This is a genomic window from Weissella viridescens, assembly GCF_014789145.1.
Classification (GTDB): Bacteria; Bacillota; Bacilli; order Lactobacillales; family Lactobacillaceae; genus Weissella; species Weissella viridescens.
Map to the genome: position 1 here is coordinate 516,118 of NZ_CP061835.1, position 25,680 is coordinate 541,797.

At 40.0% G+C, this 25,680-nt stretch carries 34 protein-coding genes and 1 riboswitch; of the genes, 27 read left to right on the top strand and 7 right to left on the bottom strand.

Annotation, left to right across the window (positions count from 1 at the left end; genetic code table 11):
• The first annotated feature begins 124 nt into the window (after positions 1–124).
• Both IE337_RS02575 and IE337_RS02580 read left to right on the top strand, forming a co-directional pair.
• The gene (locus IE337_RS02575) at positions 125–730 is read left to right on the top strand and encodes a glycoside hydrolase family 73 protein (RefSeq protein WP_191136673.1); all 606 of its coding nucleotides are present in this window, start codon (positions 125–127) and stop codon (positions 728–730) included.
• A gap of 22 nt (positions 731–752) precedes the next feature.
• Entirely contained in the window at positions 753–1,880 is a 1,128-nt protein-coding gene (locus tag IE337_RS02580; protein WP_191136674.1) for an ATP-grasp domain-containing protein, read from the top strand.
• Positions 1,881–1,941: 61 nt separating this feature from the next.
• On the opposite strand, the gene IE337_RS02585 is transcribed toward IE337_RS02580, so the two are convergent.
• The gene (locus IE337_RS02585; protein ID WP_082626015.1) at positions 1,942–2,058 is read right to left on the bottom strand and encodes a DUF4044 domain-containing protein; all 117 of its coding nucleotides are present in this window, start codon (positions 2,056–2,058) and stop codon (positions 1,942–1,944) included.
• Between the two features lie 118 nt (positions 2,059–2,176).
• Here IE337_RS02585 and IE337_RS02590 point away from each other — a divergent pair, with 118 nt between their 5' ends.
• Genes IE337_RS02590 through IE337_RS02615 form a run of 6 tightly spaced genes read left to right on the top strand, consistent with a single transcriptional unit; the run spans position 2,177 to position 4,689 of the window.
• Entirely contained in the window at positions 2,177–2,539 is a 363-nt protein-coding gene (locus IE337_RS02590) for a DUF3397 family protein (protein WP_191136675.1), read from the top strand.
• A gap of 14 nt (positions 2,540–2,553) precedes the next feature.
• Entirely contained in the window at positions 2,554–2,763 is a 210-nt protein-coding gene (locus IE337_RS02595) for a cold-shock protein (protein ID WP_191136676.1), read from the top strand.
• A 3-nt stretch (positions 2,764–2,766) separates the two neighbouring features.
• Complete coding sequence (locus IE337_RS02600; protein WP_191136677.1) at positions 2,767–3,318, top strand: NUDIX hydrolase; 552 nt, start codon at positions 2,767–2,769, stop codon at positions 3,316–3,318.
• A 7-nt stretch (positions 3,319–3,325) separates the two neighbouring features.
• Positions 3,326–3,607: a hypothetical protein gene (locus IE337_RS02605; RefSeq protein ID WP_057745987.1), complete on the top strand. Its 282-nt coding sequence runs from the start codon at positions 3,326–3,328 to the stop codon at positions 3,605–3,607.
• A 14-nt stretch (positions 3,608–3,621) separates the two neighbouring features.
• Positions 3,622–4,314, top strand: a complete 693-nt coding sequence (locus IE337_RS02610) for a 5'-methylthioadenosine/adenosylhomocysteine nucleosidase (RefSeq protein WP_191136678.1) — start codon at positions 3,622–3,624, stop codon at positions 4,312–4,314.
• A 30-nt stretch (positions 4,315–4,344) separates the two neighbouring features.
• Positions 4,345–4,689 (top strand): cysteine desulfurase, encoded by a 345-nt coding sequence (locus IE337_RS02615; RefSeq protein ID WP_191136679.1) that lies wholly within the window; start codon positions 4,345–4,347, stop codon positions 4,687–4,689.
• Between the two features lie 51 nt (positions 4,690–4,740).
• Here IE337_RS02615 and nrdI read toward each other — a convergent pair whose 3' ends face one another.
• Entirely contained in the window at positions 4,741–5,187 is a 447-nt protein-coding gene (nrdI, locus tag IE337_RS02620) for a class Ib ribonucleoside-diphosphate reductase assembly flavoprotein NrdI (protein WP_191136680.1), read from the bottom strand.
• Between the two features lie 326 nt (positions 5,188–5,513).
• Here nrdI and nrdH point away from each other — a divergent pair, with 326 nt between their 5' ends.
• The 8 genes from nrdH (at position 5,514) to IE337_RS02660 (ending at position 12,843) form a co-directional block, all read left to right on the top strand.
• Entirely contained in the window at positions 5,514–5,753 is a 240-nt protein-coding gene (gene nrdH, locus IE337_RS02625) for a glutaredoxin-like protein NrdH (RefSeq protein WP_191136681.1), read from the top strand.
• Positions 5,754–5,852: 99 nt separating this feature from the next.
• On the top strand, positions 5,853–8,024 hold the full coding sequence (gene nrdE, locus IE337_RS02630) for a class 1b ribonucleoside-diphosphate reductase subunit alpha (RefSeq protein ID WP_191136682.1): 2,172 nt from the start codon (positions 5,853–5,855) through the stop codon (positions 8,022–8,024).
• Positions 8,025–8,097: 73 nt separating this feature from the next.
• Positions 8,098–9,051, top strand: a complete 954-nt coding sequence (gene nrdF / locus IE337_RS02635; protein WP_191136863.1) for a class 1b ribonucleoside-diphosphate reductase subunit beta — start codon at positions 8,098–8,100, stop codon at positions 9,049–9,051.
• 328 nt (positions 9,052–9,379) lie between these two features.
• On the top strand, positions 9,380–10,375 hold the full coding sequence (gene trpX / locus IE337_RS02640; RefSeq protein ID WP_191136683.1) for a tryptophan ABC transporter substrate-binding protein: 996 nt from the start codon (positions 9,380–9,382) through the stop codon (positions 10,373–10,375).
• Positions 10,376–10,378: 3 nt separating this feature from the next.
• Positions 10,379–11,263: an ABC transporter permease gene (locus IE337_RS02645; RefSeq protein WP_191136684.1), complete on the top strand. Its 885-nt coding sequence runs from the start codon at positions 10,379–10,381 to the stop codon at positions 11,261–11,263.
• 2 nt (positions 11,264–11,265) lie between these two features.
• A complete protein-coding gene (locus IE337_RS02650) occupies positions 11,266–12,033 on the top strand; it encodes an ABC transporter ATP-binding protein (RefSeq protein ID WP_191136685.1) in 768 nt (255 codons plus the stop codon).
• 67 nt (positions 12,034–12,100) lie between these two features.
• Complete coding sequence (locus IE337_RS02655) at positions 12,101–12,478, top strand: fluoride efflux transporter FluC (RefSeq protein ID WP_191136686.1); 378 nt, start codon at positions 12,101–12,103, stop codon at positions 12,476–12,478.
• Positions 12,475–12,843, top strand: coding sequence for a fluoride efflux transporter FluC (locus IE337_RS02660; RefSeq protein WP_057746019.1), 369 nt, complete (start codon positions 12,475–12,477; stop codon positions 12,841–12,843). Before IE337_RS02655 ends, IE337_RS02660 begins: the two co-directional genes overlap by 4 nt.
• Positions 12,844–12,888: 45 nt before the next feature.
• On the opposite strand, the gene IE337_RS02665 is transcribed toward IE337_RS02660, so the two are convergent.
• A complete protein-coding gene (locus tag IE337_RS02665) occupies positions 12,889–13,230 on the bottom strand; it encodes a VOC family protein (RefSeq protein ID WP_191136687.1) in 342 nt (113 codons plus the stop codon).
• Positions 13,231–13,362: 132 nt separating this feature from the next.
• Between IE337_RS02665 and IE337_RS02670 the strand changes: the two genes are divergently transcribed.
• From IE337_RS02670 to mreC, 3 genes are all read left to right on the top strand, one after another.
• On the top strand, positions 13,363–13,794 hold the full coding sequence (locus IE337_RS02670) for a JAB domain-containing protein (protein WP_057746025.1): 432 nt from the start codon (positions 13,363–13,365) through the stop codon (positions 13,792–13,794).
• 82 nt (positions 13,795–13,876) lie between these two features.
• A complete protein-coding gene (locus IE337_RS02675; RefSeq protein WP_191136688.1) occupies positions 13,877–14,890 on the top strand; it encodes a rod shape-determining protein in 1,014 nt (337 codons plus the stop codon).
• Between the two features lie 94 nt (positions 14,891–14,984).
• Positions 14,985–15,836 carry a rod shape-determining protein MreC gene (mreC, locus tag IE337_RS02680; protein ID WP_191136689.1) on the top strand — a complete coding sequence of 284 codons (852 nt, stop codon included), beginning with the start codon at positions 14,985–14,987 and terminating at the stop codon, positions 15,834–15,836.
• Between the two features lie 29 nt (positions 15,837–15,865).
• Here the strand turns inward: mreC and IE337_RS02685 are convergent, their stop codons facing one another.
• Positions 15,866–16,492, bottom strand: a complete 627-nt coding sequence (locus IE337_RS02685) for a carbonic anhydrase family protein (RefSeq protein WP_191136690.1) — start codon at positions 16,490–16,492, stop codon at positions 15,866–15,868.
• 283 nt (positions 16,493–16,775) lie between these two features.
• On the opposite strand from IE337_RS02685, the gene IE337_RS02690 reads away from it, so the two are divergent.
• On the top strand, positions 16,776–17,747 hold the full coding sequence (locus IE337_RS02690; RefSeq protein WP_191136691.1) for a DMT family transporter: 972 nt from the start codon (positions 16,776–16,778) through the stop codon (positions 17,745–17,747).
• Between the two features lie 85 nt (positions 17,748–17,832).
• Here IE337_RS02690 and IE337_RS02695 read toward each other — a convergent pair whose 3' ends face one another.
• Positions 17,833–18,759, bottom strand: a complete 927-nt coding sequence (locus tag IE337_RS02695; RefSeq protein ID WP_191136692.1) for an AraC family transcriptional regulator — start codon at positions 18,757–18,759, stop codon at positions 17,833–17,835.
• A 148-nt stretch (positions 18,760–18,907) separates the two neighbouring features.
• Between IE337_RS02695 and proC the strand changes: the two genes are divergently transcribed.
• The 5 genes from proC to IE337_RS02720 all read left to right on the top strand — a co-directional run bounded on the left by proC (position 18,908) and on the right by IE337_RS02720 (position 22,901).
• Positions 18,908–19,726: a pyrroline-5-carboxylate reductase gene (proC, locus tag IE337_RS02700; RefSeq protein ID WP_112468391.1), complete on the top strand. Its 819-nt coding sequence runs from the start codon at positions 18,908–18,910 to the stop codon at positions 19,724–19,726.
• Between the two features lie 113 nt (positions 19,727–19,839).
• Positions 19,840–20,457, top strand: a complete 618-nt coding sequence (mreD, locus tag IE337_RS02705) for a rod shape-determining protein MreD (RefSeq protein WP_191136693.1) — start codon at positions 19,840–19,842, stop codon at positions 20,455–20,457.
• Between the two features lie 319 nt (positions 20,458–20,776).
• Positions 20,777–21,421 (top strand): amino acid ABC transporter permease, encoded by a 645-nt coding sequence (locus IE337_RS02710; RefSeq protein WP_191136694.1) that lies wholly within the window; start codon positions 20,777–20,779, stop codon positions 21,419–21,421.
• Positions 21,422–21,429: 8 nt separating this feature from the next.
• Positions 21,430–22,068, top strand: coding sequence for an amino acid ABC transporter ATP-binding protein (locus IE337_RS02715; RefSeq protein WP_191136695.1), 639 nt, complete (start codon positions 21,430–21,432; stop codon positions 22,066–22,068).
• 11 nt (positions 22,069–22,079) lie between these two features.
• Entirely contained in the window at positions 22,080–22,901 is an 822-nt protein-coding gene (locus IE337_RS02720; RefSeq protein WP_191136696.1) for an amino acid ABC transporter substrate-binding protein, read from the top strand.
• A 27-nt stretch (positions 22,902–22,928) separates the two neighbouring features.
• On the opposite strand, the gene IE337_RS02725 is transcribed toward IE337_RS02720, so the two are convergent.
• Both IE337_RS02725 and IE337_RS02730 read right to left on the bottom strand, forming a co-directional pair.
• On the bottom strand, positions 22,929–23,405 hold the full coding sequence (locus IE337_RS02725; RefSeq protein ID WP_191136697.1) for a GNAT family N-acetyltransferase: 477 nt from the start codon (positions 23,403–23,405) through the stop codon (positions 22,929–22,931).
• A complete protein-coding gene (locus tag IE337_RS02730) occupies positions 23,396–24,043 on the bottom strand; it encodes a hypothetical protein (protein ID WP_191136698.1) in 648 nt (215 codons plus the stop codon). Before IE337_RS02730 ends, IE337_RS02725 begins: the two co-directional genes overlap by 10 nt.
• Positions 24,044–24,146: 103 nt before the next feature.
• Between IE337_RS02730 and IE337_RS02735 the strand changes: the two genes are divergently transcribed.
• Complete coding sequence (locus tag IE337_RS02735; RefSeq protein WP_072152903.1) at positions 24,147–24,989, top strand: sulfite exporter TauE/SafE family protein; 843 nt, start codon at positions 24,147–24,149, stop codon at positions 24,987–24,989.
• Positions 24,990–24,992: 3 nt separating this feature from the next.
• Positions 24,993–25,373, top strand: coding sequence for a DUF1634 domain-containing protein (locus IE337_RS02740; protein WP_069201675.1), 381 nt, complete (start codon positions 24,993–24,995; stop codon positions 25,371–25,373).
• A 45-nt stretch (positions 25,374–25,418) separates the two neighbouring features.
• Positions 25,419–25,589: riboswitch (Lysine riboswitch) on the top strand.
• Positions 25,590–25,680: the final 91 nt, after the last annotated feature.

Below are 25,680 nucleotides of genomic sequence, written 5' to 3' on the forward strand. Positions count from 1 at the left end.
ATTAACTCTTTTTTCTGTTTACACTTGTAACACTTTGATATTGTAATCAGGCGCGTTTCTGGTATGATTAAACTTATTCAAACAATGTCAAAAACATTTTTGCTTTTGAAGAGAGGCAGTATTTATGGCCAAAAAAAAGGAAAACAACGTCAAAGTGATCACGGCGTTATGTATCATCCTAACGATTGCCAGTTTAGTAACCATTAAATTGGTGCAACTTAATACGAATATAAATCCGCCAAGTACACACAAGCCAGCCAAAAGCCAACATGAGATGTTCATTGAAGAGGTCGCACCAACGGCTGTGCAAATTCAAAAGCAAGATCACGTTCCGGCATCGATTAGTATTGCACAAGCTGCATTAGAGTCGGATTGGGGGACATCTAAGTTAGCAGCGGATTATAATAATTTGTATGGTGTAAAAGGTTCTGCCGAGACGAAAAACATCGAATTGCCGACTAAGGAATTTGTACATGGTGAATGGAAGACAGTTCAAGCACCATTTCGTTGGTACGATAGTTGGAACCAATCGATGTGGGCGCATGCGAGTCTGCTTGTTAATGGGACAACGGATAATAATAACCGCTATACGTCTGTTCTGCAAAGTAACGACTATCATGGTGCTGCCAAAGCGTTGGTGGCCGGAGGTTATGCGACTGACCCACAATATGCCGAGAAATTAATTGAGATTATTGAAACATACCATTTAGATAAATACGATAAGCAGTAGAAACTAAGGGGAAATAGGAAAGATGAGTGGAGATGTATTACCAGGGTCAACAATTGGAATTTTAGGTGATGATGTGATGAGTGCCTATTTAGCACAAACTGCACGCCGCCAGGGCTTTAAGATTGCGGGATACAGTGACTATCCTGATGCACCTATTTTAAAAGAAGCTGATTATCGCTTAGTTGGGCGTGAGGAACTGGTTAATTTTATTGCTTTATCAGATATTGTGACGTATGCATCATCTTGGGTTCCCAGTGATGTGACGGCACAGTTGGAACAGACTGGGATTGAATTACCACAAGGCTTTGATTTAATTGGTTTTACCGATGACCATGCCCTTAGTAAGGCTTTCGCCGAAGAACAATCCTTTAACGTATTACCTTATGAAATTGGGACATCACTGGATGATGTGGCCGTGGCGGCTAGAAATCTGGGGTATCCCGTGATTGTAAAACCAATTTATCGACATTCACAAGGTAACCAAGCCGTCGTGTTGAAGGGTGCATATGATTTAGGTAAAGTGGCGCCATTGATTGATGGGTCACCAGTGATTATTGAAAGCTGGTTAGCTGAAGTTCAAGAATACTCGATGACATTAGTGCGTGATCAAAGTGGTGTCACAGCCGTGTATCCTTTGCGGCAGACTCATCGGATGGACAATGGGCTTACTGCAGCGTGGACGGTAGGACAAACTGCTAATGGTGTGCGTCAAGAAATGCTCGATATTGCTAATAAAATTGGTAATGTATTAGGTTATGTTGGTGCTTATGCCGTTCATTTCTTTTATGCAGATAACGGGACACTCTATTTACGAGATGTAACTGCTGGTATTGAACGCGATGATGCTATGTACACCGACAATGTGACGTGTTCGGTTGAAGAACAGCATTTACGGGTAATCACTGGACAAAAATTGATGCCGATCGTTGCCATGCAAGAGGCAGTTTATATGCCATTGACGCCAGAAAATCAGGAAAAACTGGCCTTGCATTGGGAAATTCAGGACAATTGGCGTATTAATGTCTATCCGCCGACTCGCTACAGCAGCCAAAGTGGACACGTCGTTGTTTCTGGTGCTGATTCGGCTAAAATCTTGAATCAGATGCAAGTTGCCAATGTTTGGGATTTTTCCAAAATTACTACTGATTAAAGAAACTAGTTAGTCTCACAGTGACCGAATGTCTTCAGTCAACTGAGAACTAACTAGTTTTTTAATGGAAAATAGCCGTAACGGCAAGGAATGAACCACCAATCAAAATGATGAGCATGAAGATAACAAAGGCTTGCAAAATCTTTTGCATGGTTGATTTAGGTTTCTTTTTTGACATTGAGTGCACCTCTTTTTTTATTTCTAATAGTGTATTATAACAAAAAACAGAGAGAGTTCGCACAGACTCTGGTAAATAAAGTATAATGAATAGTATTAAGTTTAGAAAAGGAATGCTTATGGCAACAAGTATATACTGGCCTTACACGGTTTTAATGGTGATTTTGCTATGGCTGACAGTCATTGTTATTAAACATATGATGACCACATGGCCACGGGGCTTAAGAGTCATTGATTTAATGGTGCTACCACTATGGTGGAGTATTGAGTCAACCACTTTCCAGGTGACCCACTTTTCATTGTTGGGGCCCCTAGTATGCATGTTTTTGATTTGGGGTGTCGCACTAACTATCTATCAGGTGTTTGGGGCAAAATCATTTAACCTAAAAAAATTTGTCACACTCTGGTGGCGTTTAATTGGAATCGTAACCGTATTAATTTTTGTGATTATCATAACGGTTAATGCAGTACATTGGATATAGAATTGAGGATGAACATGGAAAAGTTAACAGGAACAGTCAAGACGTGGGAAGATGGTAAAGGATTTGGGTTTATCGAATCAGATGATATGGATGATGTATTTGTCCACTTCTCAGGAATCATTAATACACGTGAACGGACGCTTGTGCCTGGGCAGACGGTTAAGTTTGTTGTTGCTCCAGGAGTACGAGGACCACAAGCTACATTAGTTGAAATCGAGGATTAAACAATGGATGAATTTTATCGAGAAGACCTAGTCGCTGAAGAAGAAAAGTATGATGGTCATATTATCCGTGTAACGGAGCAACTCGTTAAATTACCTGATGGTCGAGAAGCGCACCGTGATGTGGTTTATCATAGTGGGGCAGTTGCCATTCTAGCGTTGACTGATGATAATAAAATGATTTTGGAACGCCAGTGGCGAGCACCAGTCCAAGCCATAACCCTTGAGATTCCAGCCGGTAAAGTTGATAATCGCGATGGGGATGTCTTTGACACAGCCAAGCGCGAATTAAATGAAGAAACACGGATGCAAGCGGATCACTGGGAGAAGATTGCTGGATTCTATACATCAATTGGATTTTCTGACGAGTATATGGATTTGTATCTTGCAACTGGACTGACACCAGTGACCGACGAACTGCCACAAGATGATGATGAATCAATTGATTTGCTATTCATGACTTTTGATGAGGTGACGGAACTCTTCAGAACGGGTCAATTAAATGATGCGAAAACATTGATGGCTTATTTCTATTGGCAAACAATGCAGGAGAAGTAATAATTGTATGTGGGAAAAAATAAAGGAATATTTTCGGAATAAGCGGGCACAACATCGTGAGAAAAAAGCACGGTTGGCCGCTGTTAAGCCGGATTTAGAAAAGTTAGACCCACCTTTAACGCGGAAAGAATATCGTTTAACTGGACGGGGAAAGTATGAGTTAGATCCAGAAACGCGTAAATTGACTGCTTTTGGACTAACAACGCGATTAAAACATAAACTGGATACAGCAATGGTGGTGTTATGTGTGTTAATTGTCGTGACTTATATCATTTTAATTTTCTTTTAAAGGAGTACTAAAATATGCGATACGGAATTGTAAATGCCATGGCAGAAGAGAAGGTTGCCCTACTTGAAGCGATGCAAGCCCCTCAAGAAACGACCTATGGTGGTAAAACCTTCTATGAAGGTGTCATCGGGCATCACGATGTTGTTGTGGTTGAAGCCGGGATTGGTAAGGTTGCTGCAGCGATTACAACGACTTTATTGATTAATGCGTTTGATATTGATTATGTGATCAATTCGGGTTCAGCCGGTGCTTTGGGCCATGATTTGCGGATTGGGGATGTTGTTGTGGCTGATTCATTGGCTTATGCCGATGCTGATGCACGTGCCTTTGGATATGAATATGGACAAGTACCGCAACAGCCAGCACGCTTTCTAGCCGACCAATCATTGGCACAAGCGCTCGCTGATGATTTTGCGGCGCAAACCGATAAAGAATTGCGTCAGGGATTAATCGTCACTAGTGATTCATTTATTGGCACAGATGAACAAAAGCAAGTCATTTTAACTGCTTTCCCAGATGCTTTGTCAGCTGAAATGGAAGGGGCGGCGATTGCGCAAGTTGCAACATTCTACAACAAGCCATTTGCAGTAGTTCGTGCCATTTCAGATAATGCAAACGGTGAAGCTGGTCCAACATTCGATGAGTTTATTGTTCAAGCTGGACAACAATCAGCTCAAGTGCTGATTGACTTTTTAAAACAAGCCTAAGTGATCTAAAATTGAGGGAGGAATGGAAACATGGCCTTTGAAAAGCAAGTGACAGTACCCGGGGATGCAAACACGTATGCGATTAGCCCTAATATTAAAAAATACGCACTCACAGACACAGGTTTCATTAATAAGCCCAATGGGACCTATGTCATGGAACGGTCATTAGAACCCATGAAACCGGTCAATACGGCCATCACATTGAAGATTGTGGTCAATGCGACGTTGTCTGGATTAAAGATCAAGACGCTTAATCCAGCAGGTACCATTACGATTAATCTATTTGACATTCATGATAATGCCGAAATGGTGAAACTTTATCACTATTACATCGATGATTTGATTCATCGTGAAGTGCTAGTTAAGATCAACTAACAAAAAAGACTGCCATTTAGGCAGTCTTTTTTTGAGTGAATAACGATTAATTTAATCGATTTCTGATAGTCGCTGGCAGAGTGTGTCATAAATGCGCGTGACATCAGTTGTTGTTCCCCGAAGTTCAAAGTCACCGACTAAAGGGGCATCGAACATCTGGGCATAGCGCTTTGCAGTTAACACATATTGAGCGTTAAAATTCTTGTTACCTGATCCGACGACACCAATCAAATGACGGGCGTTGTTACCATAATCAATGTAATCAGCCAAGGCATTGGTCAAAATCTCTTTGACACCATTATCAATACCGTTACCACCGTCTAAATAAGTGGGGACAAAGGCAAAATAGGGGGAAGTTTCATGATTGTCCGGTGACAAATCATTGATTTCAACAGAGACAAAGGTCGGTCCCCCTTGTGTCTCTGCATACGTGATGAGTTTTTGAATAAAGGCACGGGTGTTTCCAGATTGCGAAATATAGATTAAACGAATGGACATCTTTTTTTCCTTCCAACTTGTAACTTTATATCTTACGTTAAGCTAAATAAATTCATGTTTCAAGTAAAAATTAACTTTCTTTTTGGAAGTGCCTTTGGATAGGGCTTTTGCTCAAATTGCAAAAATAACAGCCTAACAGAGTGTTATTTTTAATCAATTTGTAACAATTCAACAAAGCGCCCGCATAGCCACGCTAATGCTATGTCAAGCCCTTTTTTTAAAATATTTATGCCTTGCAAATTGTTAGCTTTTTAAAGTATACTCAAAAACAGTTATTCAATTCAAAGATGCGAAATTACGAAAATAAATCTTACTAGGAGTCAGATATGAAGAAGATTACGGTTTATACAAAAAACAATTGTGTGCAATGCATGATGACTAAAAAATTGTTGGGTCAATACGGTGTTACATTTGATGAAATTAATGTTGAAGAAGATGAAGCTGCACTTGCTTCATTGAAGGAAGCTGGTTACCAATCAGTTCCTGTAACATTTGCTGATAATGCAGAACCCATTGTGGGCTTCCGTCCAGACTTGTTGTCTGAATTAACTAAAGCAACAATTTAAAAATACGGTCTGATACTTACTTGCCGGTGCAATGAGATTCCGCTTTGCAGTTTGTATCAAAGTTACTTAACCACGGGAATATAAAAAGAGGGTATATATATGTCGCTATTAGACTTAGATCAAAATAAAGTGACCTATTTTGATTTGAACAATGAATTAAATATCCCTAAGGATAATACAATCCAGTTGGGGAAGGATCATGAAGCATTGGAAGCGTTTTTGGCTGAAAATGTTGAGCCTAACACAATGCAATTCGATTCTTTACGTGCTCGATTCGACTATTTGCTTAATGATAACTTCATTGATCCAAAATTAGTTGATCAATATGATTTTTCTTTTATTGAAAAGTTATATGACTATCTTGAGGCACAGCATTTTCAATTTAAGTCATTTATGGCGGCATATAAGTTTTATGCGCAGTATGCTTTAAAGACTAACGATGGTGCCTACTATATTGAGCGATACATTGATCGTGTTGCAATGAATGCCTTGTTTTATGGAAATGGTGATGAAACACTAGCATTGAATTTAGCTGACGAAATGATTCATCAACGCTATCAACCTGCAACGCCGTCATTCTTGAATGCTGGTCGTGCTCGCCGTGGTGAGTTGGTGTCATGTTTTATTTTGCAAGCAACTGATGACATGAATGCCATTGGTCGTACGATTAATTCGGCATTGCAACTATCAAAAATTGGTGGTGGTGTTGGAATTAATTTGTCTAACTTGCGTGAAGCTGGTGCACCTATTAAAGGGATTGAAAACGCTGCTTCAGGTGTTGTACCAGTGATGAAGCTTTTGGAAGACTCATTTTCATATTCAAATCAAATGGGTCAACGTAATGGTGCAGGTGTGGTTTACCTTTCAATTTTCCACCCTGATATTATGGCATTCCTTGCGACTAAGAAAGAAAATGCGGACGAGAAGGTGCGTATTAAGACCCTATCAATGGGGCTAACGGTTCCAGATAAGTTCTATGAACTAACAAAGAATAATGCGGACATGTATTTGTTCTCGCCTTACGATGTTGAACGTGAATACGGCACACCATTTAACTATGTTGATATTACAGCTGAATATGACAACATGGTAGCGAATCCGAATATCAAGAAGACCAAGATTAACGCACGAAACCTTGAAAATGAACTTTCAAAGATGCAACAAGAGTCTGGTTATCCTTATGTGATTAATATTGATACAGTTAACAAGGCAAACCCAATTGCGGGAAAGGTCATCTCATCCAACTTATGTTCTGAAATCTTACAAGTGCAAAAGCCATCTGTAATCAATAATGAACAACAATATGAGACGTTGGGAACAGATGTTTCATGTAATTTGGGTTCAACTAATATTGTGAATTTGATGGAATCAACGGACTTAGAGAAGTCGGTTGATACAATGGTTCGGGCGTTGACATTTGTTTCAGATGCGTCTGATTTAGATATGGTGCCTTCAGTGCAAAATGGAAATCGTGAATTACATGCGATCGGATTAGGTGCGATGGGCTTGCATGCAATGTTTGCAAAGAATCATATGTATTATGGTGATGACGAAGCGCTTGATTTCACAAATATGTACTTTATGATGTTAAACTTCTACACGTTAAAGGCATCCAATAAGATTGCTCGTGAGCGTCAAACAACATTCTATGATTTTGATAAGTCAACCTATGCTGATGGCAGCTATTTTGATAAGTACATCGATGAAGTTTGGGCGCCAAAGACCCAAAAGGTACAAGAGATTTTTGCCAAGCATCATTTACCAACGGCTGCTGATTGGCAACAATTAAAGCAAGACGTGATGACAGATGGACTTTATAATGCCTACCGTATGGCCGTAGCGCCAACAGGTTCAATTTCATATGTCAATGATGCAACGGCATCTTTGCACCCTATTATTAATAAGATTGAAGAACGTCAAGAAAAGAAGATTGGTAAGATTTATTATCCAGCACCATATCTTGATGCTGACACAATTCCTTATTACGAATCTGCCTACAATATCGATATGCGCAAGGTCATTGATGTGTATGCTGAGGCACAACAACACGTTGACCAAGGAATGGCGATGACCCTATTTATGCGATCAACAATCCCAGAAGGCTTGTATGAGTGGAAAAATGGGCGTACAGATAAGATGACAACCCGTGATTTAAACATTCTACGTAACTATGCTTATCGTAAGGACATCAAATCAATCTACTATATCCGTACCTATACGGACGATATGGAAGAATTTGGTGTCAATGAATGTGAGAGTTGCTCGATTTAACGAAAGTAAAACAGAGAAGGGCCAGCGATTGTTTAAACTTTGCGGCCCTTTTTATTGAAAAATGAGGGAAATGATGAGCGAACAATATAAACCAATTAATTGGAACAAGATTGAAGATGCAATTGATAAAGCAACATGGGAAAAATTGACTGAACAATTTTGGCTTGATACACGAATTCCGCTTTCGAACGACCTTGATGATTGGCGTAAAATGTCAAAAGTCGAACATAATTTGGTTGGAAAAGTTTTTGGGGGGCTCACGCTACTTGATACGTTACAATCTCAGGATGGGATGACATCTTTGAAGGAAGATATTCGAACGCAACAAGAAGAAGCGGTCTTAAATAATATTGAATTTATGGAATCAGTGCATGCTAAGTCGTATTCATCAATTTTTGAAACGTTAAACACGGAATCTGAAATTAATGAGATTTTCGCATGGGCTGAAACTGATGAGTTCTTGCAATATAAAGCCCAAAAAATCAATGATATTTATCATAACGGGACGGCGTTGCAACGTAAGATTGCTTCTGTTTTCTTGGAAACCTTCTTGTTTTACTCTGGATTCTACACACCACTGTATTATTTGGGACATAACAAATTAAACAATGTGGCTGAAATCATTAAGCTTATTTTGCGCGATGAATCAGTGCATGGCACGTATATTGGTTATAAATTCCAATTGGGATTTAATGAACTTTCTGAAGCAGAGCAAGCTGACCTTAAGATGTGGATGTACGATCTTGTCTTCGATTTGTACAGCAACGAAGAAAAGTATACTCATGAACTATATGATGAGGTTGGTTGGACAGAATCAGTGCTTACATTCTTACGCTACAATGCCAATAAGGCGTTGATGAATTTGGGACAAGATCCACTCTTCCCAGACGGTGCTGAAGATGTTAATTCAGTGGTTATGAATGGTATTTCAACGACGACTTCAAATCATGACTTTTTCTCACAAGTGGGGAACGGTTATCGTTTGGGTGAAATTGAAGTCATGTCGGATGACGACTACAATTATTAAATAAAAAAAAGGATTTGACACAATTTATTAGAGTGTGTTAATATCATTTTATTCTAAAAGACAGGTGGAAGCAGAGATGATTACATTTAAAACACAATTAAATGGCTGGTGGCGCAGGTAGCCGCATTGAATGTTTTAAACGACAGGTTCAATGCGTATTTCGGTGAGCGATATGTATCGAACCTGTGTAACCAAATCATGCTTCTAAAAACATGAGGTCCACAGGTGCAATCCTGTGGATCTTTTTATTTTGCCATAAGAAGATTCTAGGGAGTCGACTTATGGCTTTTTGTTTACAAATTGAAGCAAGAAATAAAGGAGTGCAGAGATGAATAAGAAAGTAATTGCAGGGCTGGTCGTCCTAGCAGGCGTAATTGGAATATCGGGAGTTGTTGAATCCAAAAAAGAACACGAAGCCAATAAAATTCCAACGGTGGGTGTTTTACAGTTTATGAAGCATCCTGCGTTAGATGCGATTAATCAAGGGATTAACGATGAATTAGCTAAGGAAGGGTACCACAAGGGAAAGAATATTAAAATTGATTTCCAGAATGCCCAAGGTGATCAATCAAACTTGAAAACCATGGCAACACGTTTCTCAAGTGAACATGCTGATATATCGGTTGGTATTGCAACGCCATCAGCAATTGCATTGGCTAACACAATTAAGAACAAACCTGTGATTTTTTCAGCGGTATCGGATCCAATTGGGAGCAAGTTATTAAAGGATGAACAAAAGCCAGATCGTAATATTACAGGAGTTTCAGATAAAGCACCGTTACCTGGACAACTTAAGTTGATGCAAAAGTTTGTACCAAATATGAAAACGATGGGCGTTATCTACACATCTTCAGATGACTCAGCCTCAACGGAAGCAAAGCAAATGATTAAGTTAGTCGAGGCGGCGGGCATTAAAGTGAAGACGTATACCATCACTTCATCAAACGATTTAAATCAAACGAGTCAACAAATGGTTGCCAATCATCAAGTTGATGCGGTGTTCGTACCCACTGACAATACCATTGCGGGAGCTATGCCCACTTTAATTAAAAATACCAATGTAGCGAAAGTCCCTGTATTCCCTACTGTCGATACAATGGTTTCAGCTGGGGGTGTCGCGGCTAATTCAATTGACCAGCATGAATTAGGGGTCATGACTGGTAAGATGATTGTTAAGGAATTGAAGGGTGAGCAAACCAAGGACTTGCCAGTAGAATATATTAAGCAAGGTAAGGTTGTGATTAACCAGAAGCAAGCTGATGAACTGGGTCTTAAAATTCCGGTCGCTTATCAAGACGCAAAACGAGTTAATGAGGAGAAGTAGATTATGGAAATTATTATTTCAGCCATTGGGCAGGGCATGCTCTGGGCACCACTTGGAATTGGATTATTCCTAACATTTCGTATTTTAAATTTTCCCGATATGACGGTTGAAGGAACCTTTCCACTTGGTGCGGCCGTAGCGGTTACCATGATTGGGAATGGCATTTCACCATTCATTGCGACAGTTGCAGGTGCTTTAACTGGAGCTGCAGCTGGGTTGGTCACAGGTTTATTGTATACAAAGGGAAAAGTACCAATTCTATTAGCTGGAATTTTGACTATGACGGCTATTTATTCAATTAATTTGCGGATCATGGGGCAGGCAAATCGCTCGCTTTTGAATTTACCAACATTATTCAGTGCTAAATTCTTAACTAATTTACCAAATGGGTTCCCAGTAATCTTAGTTGGAACAGTCATTATTACGGTGATTGTGATTCTGACCGCTTTGTTTTTAAAGACGGAATTGGGACAGGCCTTTATCGCAACAGGGGATAACGTTGATATGTCACGTTCATTGGGAATCAATACTGACAATATGACGATTTTGGGTCTTATGGTCGCCAATGCCTTAATTGGACTTGGCGGTGCTTTGGTCGCACAGAACAATGGGTTCGCCGATGTAAATATGGGAATTGGAACAATTGTGGTTGCTTTGGCTTCAATTATCATCGGAGAGGTTATCTTCTCTGGGCAAATGTCATTGACTGATCGATTGATTACCGTTGTATTCGGTTCAATTATTTATCGGTTTGTCCTCGTTGTTGTACTAGCAATTGGCTTTAGTGCAGACGATTTGAAATTGGTGAGCGCAGTGATCTTAGGCTTGGCCTTAATGCTCCCTAATTTTGGTAAGCAGCTTTCAATGAAGTATAAGGAAAGGCATTAATTATGACACCAAGTTTAAAACTAGTAGATGCAACCGTTTTGGTTAATCAGGGAACTCCTGAAGAAAAAATTATTTTAGATCATGTAAATTTAACGGTCAAATCAGGTGAATTTGTGACAGTTCTAGGGTCAAATGGGGCCGGAAAGTCGACACTTTTCAATGTTATTGCCGGATCGTTAAAGTTGACCACTGGAAAAGTCTTCCTAGGTGATCAAGATGTGACGCAAATGAATGAAATTGCGCGCACAAAAACGTTATCGCGTGTTTTTCAAGATCCGAAATTAGGGACAGCCCCACGTATGACGGTAGCTGAAAATCTGTTGTTGGCAGAAAGACGTGGTGAAAAGAGACGTTTACGGTCACGTGGACTAACCACTGAGAAAAGAGCTGAGTTAGTGAAGATTGCTGATCAAATGGGTAATGGGCTAGCTCAACGGTTAGATGTGGCAACTGGACAATTGTCCGGGGGTCAACGGCAAGCTTTAGCCTTTTTGATGGCAACTGAAAAACGACCTGAATTATTACTTTTGGATGAACATACCGCAGCCTTAGATCCTAAAACCAGCGCACAATTGATGGATTTAACCGACCAACAAATTCGACAACAATATTTAACCGCAATGATGATTACACACAACCTTTCAGATGCGTTAGCATATGGTGATCGATTACTAGTGATGTCGAATGGTAAAATTGCAATGGATTACACGGGTGAAAAGAAACAAGCCTTGACTCTGGAAGATTTGTTGACGTTCTTTAATCGCTACTAATAGATTTATCTAGCTAGTAAAAAGGTGTATCATAATTGCTGAATATAAATTTTGAAAGGGGATTGTGATGCATTACTGGCAAAGAATCCTAGCTGTTGTGAGTGGTGGCTTTATCGGTGGCGGCACACGCGAAGCGTTAGAACTACTATTCAATGGGCCGACCTTTCCATTTGGTACCTTATTGATCAATTTAAGTGGGACCTTGCTAAGCGTTGTGTCCGTTGTAATCTTTATTGATAAGTTTACGGTTAACCCGCTCATTTTTGATTTTATTTCAGTGGGCATTTTAGGCGCATATACAACTTATGCGACACTAATCACGGAAACCCTGACTAAATTGACACCTTTGGCTGGGATAACTTATATCACTTTTTCAATCTTTGGTAGCGTTTTGATGGTCTATCTCGGGCGATATGTGGCACGAAAGGTGGTCCATTTGGCATGATTCAAGCAACTTATTTAATTTTAATTTCTGGAATTGGGGCTGCGATTGGATCAGTACTCCGTTTTGGTTGTTTAGAGTTAGCGTCAAAATGGTTCGGACGACTGGGGGATTTTATGTTTTTAGGCATAAATTTAATCGCCGCAGCGCTGGCGGGTGTGGTCTACGGACTCCAGCCAAGTCTATTTGCGAATACATTCCTTGCAAGTGGGATTATTGGTGGATTTTCAACTTTTTCCGCACCAATTGTTGATTTAGCTGACAACATACGATTAGCAGATAAACGATGGTTAGCGATCGGGCGCATGTTTTTGTTAATTATTGGTGGATTATTGTGCTTTAAACTCGGACAGTGGCTGGCCAATTAAAATAGAAAAGGTAACACGTAAACAATAAGTTTATGTGTTACCTTTTTATTTTTTGGTGCATAGGTTGATGTGGTTGCCTTCAAAGTCTGCAATGTGAAAAATAGAAGTACCGTTATCTGTCGTCATAGGTGCAATTTGTGGGACATCGTAATTAATTAAATGATTTTCGATGGCCTGTGGTGTGTCTTGAACAGTAATGGTTAAGGTGGTTGGATTCATTTCAGTTTGAATTGGTTCAAAAATCAAAGGCTCGCCCTGGAATGATAGGTGACTTTTTTCGTGAGCTGAGAAAGTTGATGGTAAGTCGAACACTTCTCGGTAAAAGCGAACAGCTCGATCAAGATCCGCAACAGGGATTTTAAAGGTTGAAAACGAAGAAACACGCATAGTTAAAGGCTCCTTTTCTATTTAAGCAGTTATTTTATTCAAGTATAACTGCTTGATGGTTTCATTTAAATAACATTAATCTAAATTTTGCTAAATGACGTCTCTTTTAGGGACTAGTCAAGGAGGGTGAGTATGGAAAAGGTGAAGTCAATTGAACAGCTTGGATGCTACTTGGTTGATAAGTATGGGACGCAACCACAGGAAGGGTGTTGGATTATTGCAGTAGATACGCAACTCAATATTTTAAATGAATCCTTGGTTGCGATGGGGACGCTCAATCAGGTAGCCATTCATCCGCGTGATGTATATCGTCACTTGATTGCGATTAACGCGTATGGGTTTATGATGGTACATAATCATCCGAGTGGTAACCTGACGGCATCATCATCAGATTATCAGGTTTTACAGCAATTTATTTTGTGTAGCGCGATTATAAAAATACATTTTTTTGATTTTTTCATTATTAGTCGACACGGTTATCGGAGTTATCGTAATTATCCAAATTGGAAGGAAATTAACTTACAAAGACTCTTGGATATCTGGACGAACATGACCGAATTGTGATAAAATTAAACATACTGAAAGTAGTTAAAGGATGCTTTAACTAGCTATAAAATTTAAATCTAACAGAAAAGGGATAAAAGCCGTGTTTTCATTTGGAACTCATAATGTAGGAATTGACTTAGGTACGGCAAATACCTTAGTTTATATCGAAGGTAAAGGAATTGTATTACGTGAGCCATCAGTTGTTGCTCGCAATACAAAGACAAACGAAATTGTAGCAGTTGGTCAAGAAGCAAAAGAGATGTTGGGGCGTACACCCGTAACAATTAAAGCAATCCGTCCAATGCGTGACGGTGTTATTGCGGATTACGAAACAACTGTTGCCATGCTTAAGTATTATCTTGGTAAAGCACTAGGTAACTCACGTGGAAATAGCGCCAAGCCATATGTCACAATTGGTGTGCCATCAGGTGTTACTGCCGTAGAACGTCGTGCAGTTATTGATGCTGCTCGTGTTGCTGGAGCACGTGATGCATATGTACTCGAAGAACCATTCGCCGCAGCTGTCGGGGCAGAATTACCTGTCTATGATCCAACTGGATCAATGGTCGCTGACCTTGGTGGTGGTACTTCTGATATTGCAACAATCTCACTTGGTGACATTGTTTCTTCTCGTTCAATTCGAATGGCCGGAGATACAATGGATGAAGCGATTATGAACTATATCCGTCAAAACTATTCCGTTTTGATTGGTGAGCAAACGGCTGAACGTTTGAAGATTGAAATTGGTTCTGCTGACATTGAAAAGGCAGAAGAAATGGGAGTGGGAACGGCTCGTGGTCGTGATTTGGTCACTGGTCTACCTAAGACAATTGAAATCCCAGCCAAGGATATCGCGATTGCAATTAACGATGTGATTAATGAAGTCATTGTTGCCATTAAGGAAACTTTGGAAGAAACATCACCAGAAATTGCTGCCGATGTTATCGATCATGGAATTGTTCTAACTGGTGGTGGTGCGCTGCTAAAGCACATTGATTCTGTCATTGCTAAAGCAACTAAGGTGCCTGTCTTTGTTGCCCCAGAACCATTGGATGCTGTTGCACTTGGAACAGGTGAAGCACTTAAGTCCATTGATGTTTTGAAAAACAACTAAACGCTAATAGTAATTGACGCCGCGCCAATTTCGGTGAGGCGTTCTTTATTATCGAGTCACTTTAGTTGAGGTAGTTAAGAAAGGATCCTGCGCAATGAAGAAATTACTAACGTCACGACGCCTAGTGGTTTTAGTTGTGGTTGTTATGGTGACTGTGGGTGTGATTACTTTTAGTTCGCGTACGCGTACTTCCCAAGAAAAGCCAGCCTTGCCAATGCGCATTGCTTCGGATGTATCGACATGGGTCTCAGAAGTAGTGACTTCACCGGTGAAGGCCGTTGGAAACACATACAATGCGATGACACAAATGTTTGATGTCTATGAAGAAAATGAACGTTTAAACAAAAAGGTTAATCAACTTGCAGCAACACAGGTTCAGTTACAAAATGAACAACATGAAAACAAAGCTTTAAAGAAACAGCTTAAAATTGATAAAACTTTAACTGACTATAGCATAGTGAATGCGACCGTGATTGCTCGTTCACCAAGTAATTGGCAGTCTCAATTAATCATTAATCGTGGATCTAATGCTGGTTTGAAGAAAAGTATGTCAGTAATGGGCGCTGGTGGTATGATTGGTCGTATTTCAGAAGTGGATACGACAAGTGCCAAAGTGGAACTACTGTCTGATAATAGTCAGACTGCGGATCGCTTTGCCATTCGAGTAACAAATAAGAACAACCAGACGGTTGATGGTATTGTTGCAAAGTTTGATCAAACAAAAAATCAAATTGTAATGAGCAAGATTACTTCCAAGACAGAGGTTAAGCCTGGCGATCCGGTTACGACAAGTGGTCTAGGTGGTATTACACCATCTGGTCTTTATGTTGGAAAAGTAAATAAGGTTGTTGAGTCTGATTATGGACTTACTCGCACGATTTATATTGACCCAGCTGTGGATTACAATAATATCCCAGTTGTTAGTGTGGCTATTCCTGAAAGTTAAAAAAAAGCGTACCCTTGGGTACGCTTTTTTTAATTAAAATATTCAATTGGACGATTATTATCTGGTTGGAGTTTGCGATTATTACCACGATAATATTGATGAAATTTATCAAGCTCAGCTTGTCCGATTTGAATGGCGTGATCAAGCACATACCATTCAACATTCTCAGTTAGTGGTGGTGTGGTCAATGAACCCAAATAATGTAAATAAGTGCGTTCTTCAGGTAGTAAGTCACTCAAGGCAATTGGAAGGACCCTTTGAGTGCCAATATTGTCAAAAATGGTATGAAAGGCAGCATTTGTATTTCCCAACATTACAGGCACTGCGACAACGGCCATTTGACCATCTGCTGCTAAGTGCACAAAGTGTAATTCTGCGGTCGCTTGAACCCCGTCAATCACGTGTTCGCTAGGTGTGTGAAGATGCGCCTGTTGAACAGTGAATTTGCGGTGGTTTAACGTAGCGTGACCAGTAAGTCCAAATTCAATACTTGCGCCAGTATCACGAACATATGTGACAGTGGGGTCGTAGTCTAAGGCAATCGTTGAAAGATTGTCATCGGCAATCGCTTTTTGATGATTAAGGGCAATTGGAGACTGATGTGTTCCCGTAATAAAGTCCCAATTTTCTTGCTGATCGTAATTTAAATGTTGCATAACTTTACCTCCATAAGTTATAGATTAGCAAGTTTTTACGCAAAGTGTCAAAATGACTTTTTTTTAAAACATTAAAAAAAACACAGTAAAATTCAATTTGTTCAACAATACACAAAGATAAATGGGCGTTCTACATATATATCAATTCCACTGAACCTTGTCACGATAGGGTTTAAGACAACAAAAACCACTAAAAAAATGCGAAAAGACACTTCCAATTTCATCCCTCCGTGGTACTATTAGTAAAGAAATTCACAATATATATTTTTAAGGAGCTCTTATTATGAGTACGACACTTGAGACTAAAGCACCAAGTAAATCAATGATTATTTTGGCCGCTGTGGTTGCTAATATTATCTGGGGAACCCCATTTAAGTTATTGAAATTAATGTATGCTAGCATGGACGTTTCGCGTGAGGCTTTGGGAGATCGCTATATCGCCCAAGTGCTTACAATCGTGAGTGTGCGTTTCTTACTTGCAGGATTGTTAACACTAGCTGTGGCAATGATTATGCGTCAGAACATTGTTAAGATGTCAAAGATTCAATTCCGAAATGTTGTTATTATGGGTCTGGTTTCAACTGGATTTGCATACTTTTTCTTTAACATCGGAAATGTGAACATTTCATCAACAATTAACTCAACAATTTTGGCACAATCAACTATCTTCTTTACGGCTTTGTTAGCCAACTTCATCTACTCAGATGATAAGCTCACACCAATGAAGACACTTGGATTGGTAATTGGGTTTGCCGGATTGATCATCTCACAATTAACTGGTGGGACTTCAATTGGTGACATGTTCCATTTCTCAATCACCGGTGAAGGATTCATGTTGATGTATGGATTGATGGCCGCCCTTGGAACAATCTTGGCGAAGTACCTTGGTTCTTCATTGAACGTGTTCGTGATGACTGGATGGAGTTTGGTTGTTGGTGCTATCTTCTTGTTTGTTGTTGGTACATTGATGGGTGGAAGCCTAACAAGTGTTCACTGGACAACAGAAGGAATCTTGTTGTTGATCTTATTGGCTGCGTTTGCTGCAATTCCATTCACGCTTTGGAACTGGGCCGCAACATGGGGTAAGCTTAGCGAAATTTCAGTCTTCAAGTTTATCATGCCAATCTCAGGTAGTTTGCTATCAGTTGCCTTCGGTGAAAGTTTTACAACATCATTGTTGATCGGATTGATTCTTGTCTGTGTCTCAATCATTATGTTGAACTTGCCAAGCAAGAAGCCATTACAAGCTAATTAAACAAAAAAGCTAATTCAGCTGGTGCTAAGTGCACCAACATGAATTAGCTTTTTTATTAGGTGATGCAGATGCATCAGAACTTATTTTAGGCGAGCGGCGTCGCCTGTCGATATTGCTTAGGCGTCATGCCTACCTTCTGTTTGAATAACTTGTAGAAGTACGACTTATCGGCAAAACCGACATTCTCCGAAACAAGATTAATGCTTTCACTAGAATGGGTAAGGAGCCATTTAGCACGTTCAATTTTCTTGTCCATAACAATTTCTTGGAAGGTCATATGAAAATTTTTACGAATCATTTTGGAAGTGTAGCTAGGGCTATAGCCAAGTTCTTGGGCTAGGCTATCCAGCGAGATACTAGTCAGTTCACGGTCGATTAATTGCAAGATATGCTGGCTTGATTGGCCGTTCGACATCTGCGGTAAATAGTTATCCAAGTTGGTTAACATCCACAAGAAAATCGGGAAAATCATTGCCCGTTGTCGGGCTAGGATAAATTTAGATAGGAATAGTATTGAAAAATTCGCATCACTATCTGTCGGGATTTGCAAAATCAACGGATCATTCTGACTATTTAACAAACCAAAGTTTGCGAACACATAATTCTCCATTTGACCATTTGATTGTGCAAAATAATGCGCTTTTTCATTGATGAATTCACGTTTAATATAAATTGACACGATTTTCGTATCGGTAGCGTGACTTTCATATTCAATATGCGTATCGGCGTTGGCAAAAATCAAATGGCCAGCTTCTAATTCACATTGTTTGTCGGAATCAATCCAGGCGGTAACTTGGCCTGATAACACATATAAGATACGGGGGAATTCTGCTCGGAAATCAAGATAACTTTCTTGGTGGGCATAAAAGCAGGCAGTAATTAAATCAGATGATTGGCCGAATTGCGTAATGAAATGGGTGATTTCACGACTGGTTGTGAGATAGTTTTTGGAATCATTTAAAAAGGCAAATAGGTTTTGGATTTGCTTGTCTGAGGGGTAATAATTTGGCACGAGTATTGTCCTTACTTAAAAGAGATTACCACTAATGTAACATAAAAAGACACTTTATTCAGTGTCTTTATTCATACATGTTTGCTATAATGTTAGATGGAAGATTAATAAGATACTTATACCTAAGTAATACTCGGAGGAAGTTCAAATGAAGATTGGTTTTATCGGAACTGGTAACATGTCAGGTGCCATCATCAAGGGAATTATTGATTCAAAGTTCGTTGATGCAAGCGATGTCTACCTATATGACCGTAATGTTGATTTTGCTAAGTCACGTGCAGAAGGTTTTGGGGCAAACGCCACAGATACTGCCACTGAATTAGTTGAAGCAGTTGATTATATTTTGTTGGGTGTTAAGCCACACATTATTCCAGCTGTTGTGAAGGAAATTCGTGATAGCTTGGCAAAGAATGATAAGGTTTTGATTTCTATTGCTGCCGGAACATCAACTGAATCAATCTTGAAGACAGTTGGTTTGGCAAACATGGAACAATCAATCATTCGTGTTATGCCTAACATGAACGTTATGGTTGGTGAAGGTGCCTCAGCAGTTGCTGGAAACGAAAACGCAACTGAAGAACAAGTTGAATTCGTTAAGGATATGTTCGGTACAATTGGTAAGTCATGGGTACTTGACGAACATTACTTCTCAGCCTTTACTGCAATCTCTGGAAGCATGCCTGCATATGTTTTCTTGTTCATTGACAGTATTGCCCGCGCTGGTGTTAAGCATGGTTTGACAAAGGCTATGGCTGATGAAATCGCCACACAAGCAGTTTTGGGTAGTGCCAAGACGCTTCAAGGGACTGATGATTCAGCTTGGACAATGGTTGATAAGGTTAGCTCACCAGGTGGAACTACGGTTGCTGGTTTGCTTGAATTGATCGATGAAGGCTTCATCTCTGATGTTGTTGCTGGTGTTGATGCAACTGTTGCCAAGGACATTGAACTTGGTAAGCAAAAGTAATAAATGATTAAGTTACAGAATTTATTCTGTAACTTTTTTATTTATATTTGACGTGCTGCGCGAAGGGCGCTATCCTATGTAGATAGAAGCCACTTGGCAATGGAGAAGTTAATATGTTGAAATATATTCGGACGACATGGTTACATGTGGTCATCGTCATGTTGGCAGTTTTTCTGGACGGAGGAATTGCACAACAATTTGCAGGGGTCTTGTTTAAATTACCAATGTCAGCAAGTCCTTACATTACAATACTCGCAATTTTAATGCCGATTCTTTCGGGAACAGTAAAGCAGATTGGTAATCGTTGGTTATATGCAACGGCAATTGTTGCGGGGTTGTTATCCGACATTTTTTATGTGGGTGTCATTGGGATTGCAACTATTGGATTTCCAATTACAATCTGGTTAGCAAAGAAAATCCAACACTATCTACCTGATACAATGGGCTGGTCAATGGTGACTTGGTTCTTATCAATGTGTGCCTATCTGATTTTTGATTATTTTGCATTTGGCATTATCAATTTGGCAAACATGGATGTCTTTAACTTTATTGTCTTCCACTTATTCCCAACACTTATTGTTAATTTGATTTTCTATATTGTTTTGTATGCACCATTGAGCTATCTTTACCATGTGACGAAACAACCAGATATTTCAAGTTACAATACGGATCAACGAGATTTGAATTCTGGGGTGCCTATTCGGACACGCACACGTTCCCGTCGACAATAGTTGACAAAAAGTTAAATGTCCGTTAGAGTTAATTTCACAAACAATATATATAAACAAATGAGCAAAAGAGTAACCAACTAGTTATCAACAGAGAGCCACGCTGAAATTGAGAAGTGGTGTTAACTTGCGGTGAACCACACTTGCGATTATGAATAGCAATATTCGGTTGTCACCGTTATCGACTGTGCCAGAAAAATGGGTACATGAGTACTAAACAGTAATGTTTAGTAGAATTAGAGGTGGAACCGCGATTAAGTCGCCCTCGAGTAAACAATAGTTTACTCGAGGGCTTTTTTTGTACCAACAGAGGAGGCGTATAATGCACTATATTTTAGAAATTTTACCCAGTTTATTAGATGGTTTAAAAATGACCTTAGGTGTCTTTGGATTGACCCTAATTGGTGCCATCCCCCTAGGGGTGGTAATTGCTTTAGCGATGCAATCCAAGTTAGTTGTCTTACGTTCGGTGACAAACATGTACATCACAATCATGCGTGGAACACCGCTACTGCTTCAGATTATCTTTGTCTATTATGGATTGAGTTTGGCTAATATTGTGACGTTACCTAGATTCGAATCAGCCGTTTTCACGTTCATTTTAAATTACGCTGCTTATTTCGCTGAAATTTTCAGAGGCGGATTCCAATCAATTGCACAAGGTCAATATGATGGTGCCCGCGTGCTGGGCTTTTCAAAAGGGAAAACATTGCGGTACATTGTTCTTCCACAAGTCGTCAAGGTGGTGATGCCTTCTGTGGGGAATGAAGTGATTAATTTGGTGAAAGATTCATCACTTGTTTATGTCATTGGACTAGGTGATCTCATGCGGGCTGGAAACATCGCGGCTGCGCGGGATGTCAGCCTAGTACCGTATCTGTTAGTTGGTGCCTTATATTTATGCTTGACGGTGCTATTAACTTACGGCATGCGTTATATCGAAAAGCGGATGAACTATTATCGTTAGGAGACATTATGTTAGAAATTAAAAACTTATCAAAGCGTTATGATGATCGGGTTGTCTTTAAGAACTTAAATTTAACAGTTGCTGATGGTGAAATCCTAACGATTATTGGACCTTCAGGAATTGGTAAAACGACTTTTTTACGCATTTTAGCAGGGTTAACGCCTGCTGATTCAGGCAGTATCACCTTGGATGGTAAACCCTTAGCAATTGATGGCACGCGTAGCGGTGCTGATGTTGGTGTGATTTTTCAGGATTTTAACCTTTTTCCACAATACTCAGTTGCTGAAAATATTGAGCTTGCACCCAAATTGGTCGCCAAAAAATCAGCTGAGGCAGTCGCTCAAGAAACAGAACGCCTGCTAAATGACATGGATTTGCAAGCACAACGCGACCAATATCCGTTCCAACTCTCGGGGGGACAAAAACAGCGTGTTGCGATTGCACGAGCCTTGGCCATGCAACCAGGACTATTGGCTTATGATGAACCAACCTCTGGACTTGATGCTGCTTCCACGCAACGCGTGACCGATGTGACGAAAGACCTACAACAACGTGGTGTTACACAATTGATTGTTACACACGACTTGCCTTTTGCTGAAGCTGTTCAGGGACGTCATTTTGACTTTGCAACTGATGTAGAACGATAGAGGTACGCAAGATGCATAATAAGAAACTTAAGTTGTTAATTGGTAACGGCATTGTGCTGGTTGTTTTAGCCCTGATTATTGGTGGTCTTAGCTATCGCATGAGTCATCGTCAAGATTCTTGGCATACATTGCAACAACGAAAAACAGTGGTCATCGGGATTGATGATACCTATGTTCCAATGGGATTTAGAGATAAAAAAGGGCACCTAGTTGGCTACGATGTTGAGTTGGCCCGTGCCACGTTTGAACGCATGGGTTTAAAACCTAAATTTCAAACGATAGATTGGTCAATGAATCAAACAGAATTGGCGACTGGACATATAGACGTGATTTGGAACGGTTACACAATTAACGCTGAACGTAAGCAGAAGGTGGCTTTTTCAAATCCATATCATTCTGATCGGTTAGTGCTGTTGACGAAACAATCAGCGCCAATTCGGCAAGCTTCAGATATGAAAAATAAAAATTTAGCAGTTCAATCAGGTTCTTCGGGCTTTGATAGTTTAAATGCACAGCCACAATATTTAAAAAAATATTTGAATCGAAAAGTATCGCAGTATGACACCTATGACAAAGCTATTAATGATTTGCAAGTTGGTCGGGTGGATGCGGTATTAATTGATCGGGATTATGCAAATTATTATATGACGCATGAGCAGCTGAAGACGCCTTTGCGAATGGTTCAAACAGCCTTTCCCAAGGACGAGTACGGTGTTGGCTTTAGAAAAGAAGACAAAGTACTGCGTGAGCGCGTGAATCGTCAATTGACGGAGTTACAGCAGGATGGGACTGAGTCCAAGTTAGGTCAAAAATACTTTGGTACAGCCAATTAAAAAACGCACATCATAGATGTGCGTTTTTTAATTGATTTTCTTTTCAAAAATACAAAGCGTTTGACCAAAGAAATTCGTGAATTCAGTTAGTTTCGTGAAAGATAGTCCTTCGACAACATGAACTGAAGCAAGATTATCAGCAAACATCTCGGCTTGCACGATTGCTGGGCCATTCATGTGGCGGAACAAAACTTCTAAAGCTTGGTGCATATAACCGTGGTGCTCGTATGTTTCATCGAGTGAATAAGCAAGACTATAATGCGTTAAATCGTCCGTTCCTTGATCCAAGGCTCGATACACTGTGATTGAACCAATTAGCTGATCATCTAACAAAATTTGGAAGAAATAAGGTTGTTTCAGTGCTTCCGCAAAGCTACTCTGTAGGGATGATTCAGAAACATCCATTTGGAGACCAGCTTGCGCTTTAGGTTGTTGCATGAGTTGTTTGTATGCTGCAAATTGGTCTGATTGCCAGGCCTTTAATCCAATTGTATTTAATACCATGATCCATAAAATCCATTCATTTTGGCAAGGGTAGGGGCATATTGAACATAAAAGTGTTCAAAGAGTTCTAGTACGATGATTGCAAATAACCAGCCGGCGATGACGCCGCTAAATTGGACGTCGGGTTGAAATAGGTTTGCTAAGAAAACAAGGCACCACATCATCAGCATGACAAGATGGAGTGTGCTCCGACGCCATATTGACTGAATCTCTGGTCCGACAAAGCTGGCAACAAACGTGTAAATTAAGGTTGCCCAGAAAATGCCGAAGGCCGGAAATTGCATGGCGTGATTAAAATTAGTGACCGGTAAAATAAAATCAACGATATGCAGTAGTATCCCACTAATTATGCTCGTTGTCATCAACCAAAAGGCGGGAATCTTAAATTTAAAGCCCCATAGGAAAAAGGCTAGCAAGAAAATGACGAGGCAACTTCCCCAACTATGACTGAAGAAAAAAATAAAACTCAGGAAATAGTGGAGCCAGTTTGGTAACATTGTGAGTTGAAGTTGGGCAGTTAAGTTGTCCAACACTGAAAGTAAGGCGACATGGCTGAAAACAGCCCATACTAGGCCGATAAAGCTCAGGCTACTTAAGGCCAAAAGCCACCGTTGCGCATGATAGTTTCGTATTAACATACATCCATTCCTTAAATTTTTTGATTAATTCTAGTGTATACTAAATTACAAGAAGCGTATAATCATTTGTGCAATATTTTGTAAAAAAGAGTAGGGGGAACAAATGGTAACACAAACATTAATTATGTTGGTAACAGGTGTCGTGGCAGGAGCTTTAGGATCAATTCTGGGCTTAGGTGGCGGTATTATTGTCACACCGGTTTTAACGATTTTTATGGGATTGGATATTAAATATGCCGTTGGTGCAAGTATTATTGCGGTAATTGCCACAAGTTCTGGTTCTGCGGTCGCCTTTTTAAAAGATGATGTCTTAAACCTACGGGTGGCGATGTTTTTGGAAATTTTCACGACATTGGGGGCACTATTAGGCGCCATCTTATCAGGATTTTTCCACGCAACAGTGTTGTACTTTTTATTCGGGGCTCTATTGATTTTTCAAGCCTGGAATATGTGGCAAAAACTGCGGGGGAGTAAAACGGAAACTGTTTTAACACAGTCTGATGCGCTCGCCGAAAAGCTTGAATTGAATGGTGAGTACTACGATAAACAAGAAGGTAAGACCATCCAGTACGGTTTGGAACGTGTGCCAGGGGGAGCAGCAGTTATGTTTGGTGCTGGGATTGCATCAGGTTTATTGGGCATTGGTTCAGGGGCATTTAAAGTGATGGCGATGGACGGTGTTATGAAAATGCCGTTGAAAGCCTCATCGGCCACTTCAAACTTGATGATGGGAGTAACGGCAGCTGCTTCTGCTACGGTCTATTTCTTTAACGGGATGATTAATCCTGTTATTGCAGTTCCGATGGCCTTGGGAATTTTGGTAGGATCAACAATTGGGTCACATGTTATGCAGTATTTGCCAGCACGTTTAATCCGAAAGATTTTTATTCCGGTGGTCTTGATTATGGCCCTCCAGTTAATTTTTAAAGGAATGGCGGTATTTTAAATCATGACAAAAGAAATGCAACAAACGCAAGATGAAAAAAATTTAGCACATATGGAAGTTGTGATTGGAAAGATTATGCGAATTGGTGTTGCGCTAGCGCTAGTCGCGATGTTAGTTGGTTTTGTTCTATTATGTTTGAATCCACAAGCTGCTAACCAGCCATTCCCAACACGATTGAGCCTAATCTGGCAGGGACTCATCAGCTGGCAACCACTCGCATGGATGATGTTTGGATTACTATTGTTAATTTTCACACCTGTTTTACGAGTGGTCGTTTCTATTTTTGCTTTCGCTAAAATCCATGATCATCTATATGTTGCCATTACAACGCTCGTGCTTTTTATTTTATGTATTGCGATTGTTTATGGGTATCATGCGCGTTAACGCTTGACGGAAACACCAAATTCACTTAAACTGTTTACAGCATAAAAAGAAAATAGAGGTTGCAATCAACAAGAGTCACTAACCAAATCGGCAGATTATGCGGTTAGTAAAAGGGGCGATTGCCGAAATGCACCGATTGGCAAATCGGGGTGTTGGTCCAGGTATTAAGAGTAACTGGACTGTCGTAATCAATGATTACGGGGAGCTATCAAATACTTGGCAAAAATACAGACGCCTAGTTTACGATGATAGTCGTAGACTAGGCTTTTCTTTTGCCAAATATTTGGGGCCTCAAAAAATTAGGAGG

Coding starts and splice junctions, on each gene's coding strand:
- IE337_RS02585 (WP_082626015.1), bottom strand. CDS start 2,058: ATGTCAAAAAAGAAACCTAAATCAACCATGCAAAAGATTTTGCAAGCC.
- IE337_RS02615 (WP_191136679.1), top strand. CDS start 4,345: ATGGCCTTTGAAAAGCAAGTGACAGTACCCGGGGATGCAAACACGTAT.
- IE337_RS02720 (WP_191136696.1), top strand. CDS start 22,080: ATGCATAATAAGAAACTTAAGTTGTTAATTGGTAACGGCATTGTGCTG.
- proC (WP_112468391.1), top strand. CDS start 18,908: ATGAAGATTGGTTTTATCGGAACTGGTAACATGTCAGGTGCCATCATC.
- IE337_RS02670 (WP_057746025.1), top strand. CDS start 13,363: ATGGAAAAGGTGAAGTCAATTGAACAGCTTGGATGCTACTTGGTTGAT.
- IE337_RS02685 (WP_191136690.1), bottom strand. CDS start 16,492: ATGCAACATTTAAATTACGATCAGCAAGAAAATTGGGACTTTATTACG.
- IE337_RS02730 (WP_191136698.1), bottom strand. CDS start 24,043: ATGTTAATACGAAACTATCATGCGCAACGGTGGCTTTTGGCCTTAAGT.
- trpX (WP_191136683.1), top strand. CDS start 9,380: ATGAATAAGAAAGTAATTGCAGGGCTGGTCGTCCTAGCAGGCGTAATT.
- IE337_RS02740 (WP_069201675.1), top strand. CDS start 24,993: ATGACAAAAGAAATGCAACAAACGCAAGATGAAAAAAATTTAGCACAT.
- IE337_RS02690 (WP_191136691.1), top strand. CDS start 16,776: ATGAGTACGACACTTGAGACTAAAGCACCAAGTAAATCAATGATTATT.
- IE337_RS02655 (WP_191136686.1), top strand. CDS start 12,101: ATGCATTACTGGCAAAGAATCCTAGCTGTTGTGAGTGGTGGCTTTATC.
- IE337_RS02580 (WP_191136674.1), top strand. CDS start 753: ATGAGTGGAGATGTATTACCAGGGTCAACAATTGGAATTTTAGGTGAT.
- IE337_RS02605 (WP_057745987.1), top strand. CDS start 3,326: ATGTGGGAAAAAATAAAGGAATATTTTCGGAATAAGCGGGCACAACAT.
- mreD (WP_191136693.1), top strand. CDS start 19,840: ATGTTGAAATATATTCGGACGACATGGTTACATGTGGTCATCGTCATG.
- IE337_RS02610 (WP_191136678.1), top strand. CDS start 3,622: ATGCGATACGGAATTGTAAATGCCATGGCAGAAGAGAAGGTTGCCCTA.
- IE337_RS02650 (WP_191136685.1), top strand. CDS start 11,266: ATGACACCAAGTTTAAAACTAGTAGATGCAACCGTTTTGGTTAATCAG.
- nrdF (WP_191136863.1), top strand. CDS start 8,098: ATGAGCGAACAATATAAACCAATTAATTGGAACAAGATTGAAGATGCA.
- nrdI (WP_191136680.1), bottom strand. CDS start 5,187: ATGTCCATTCGTTTAATCTATATTTCGCAATCTGGAAACACCCGTGCC.
- nrdH (WP_191136681.1), top strand. CDS start 5,514: ATGAAGAAGATTACGGTTTATACAAAAAACAATTGTGTGCAATGCATG.
- IE337_RS02645 (WP_191136684.1), top strand. CDS start 10,379: ATGGAAATTATTATTTCAGCCATTGGGCAGGGCATGCTCTGGGCACCA.
- IE337_RS02590 (WP_191136675.1), top strand. CDS start 2,177: ATGGCAACAAGTATATACTGGCCTTACACGGTTTTAATGGTGATTTTG.
- IE337_RS02725 (WP_191136697.1), bottom strand. CDS start 23,405: ATGGTATTAAATACAATTGGATTAAAGGCCTGGCAATCAGACCAATTT.
- IE337_RS02715 (WP_191136695.1), top strand. CDS start 21,430: ATGTTAGAAATTAAAAACTTATCAAAGCGTTATGATGATCGGGTTGTC.
- IE337_RS02600 (WP_191136677.1), top strand. CDS start 2,767: ATGGATGAATTTTATCGAGAAGACCTAGTCGCTGAAGAAGAAAAGTAT.
- mreC (WP_191136689.1), top strand. CDS start 14,985: ATGAAGAAATTACTAACGTCACGACGCCTAGTGGTTTTAGTTGTGGTT.
- IE337_RS02660 (WP_057746019.1), top strand. CDS start 12,475: ATGATTCAAGCAACTTATTTAATTTTAATTTCTGGAATTGGGGCTGCG.
- IE337_RS02665 (WP_191136687.1), bottom strand. CDS start 13,230: ATGCGTGTTTCTTCGTTTTCAACCTTTAAAATCCCTGTTGCGGATCTT.
- IE337_RS02710 (WP_191136694.1), top strand. CDS start 20,777: ATGCACTATATTTTAGAAATTTTACCCAGTTTATTAGATGGTTTAAAA.
- nrdE (WP_191136682.1), top strand. CDS start 5,853: ATGTCGCTATTAGACTTAGATCAAAATAAAGTGACCTATTTTGATTTG.
- IE337_RS02595 (WP_191136676.1), top strand. CDS start 2,554: ATGGAAAAGTTAACAGGAACAGTCAAGACGTGGGAAGATGGTAAAGGA.
- IE337_RS02575 (WP_191136673.1), top strand. CDS start 125: ATGGCCAAAAAAAAGGAAAACAACGTCAAAGTGATCACGGCGTTATGT.
- IE337_RS02735 (WP_072152903.1), top strand. CDS start 24,147: ATGGTAACACAAACATTAATTATGTTGGTAACAGGTGTCGTGGCAGGA.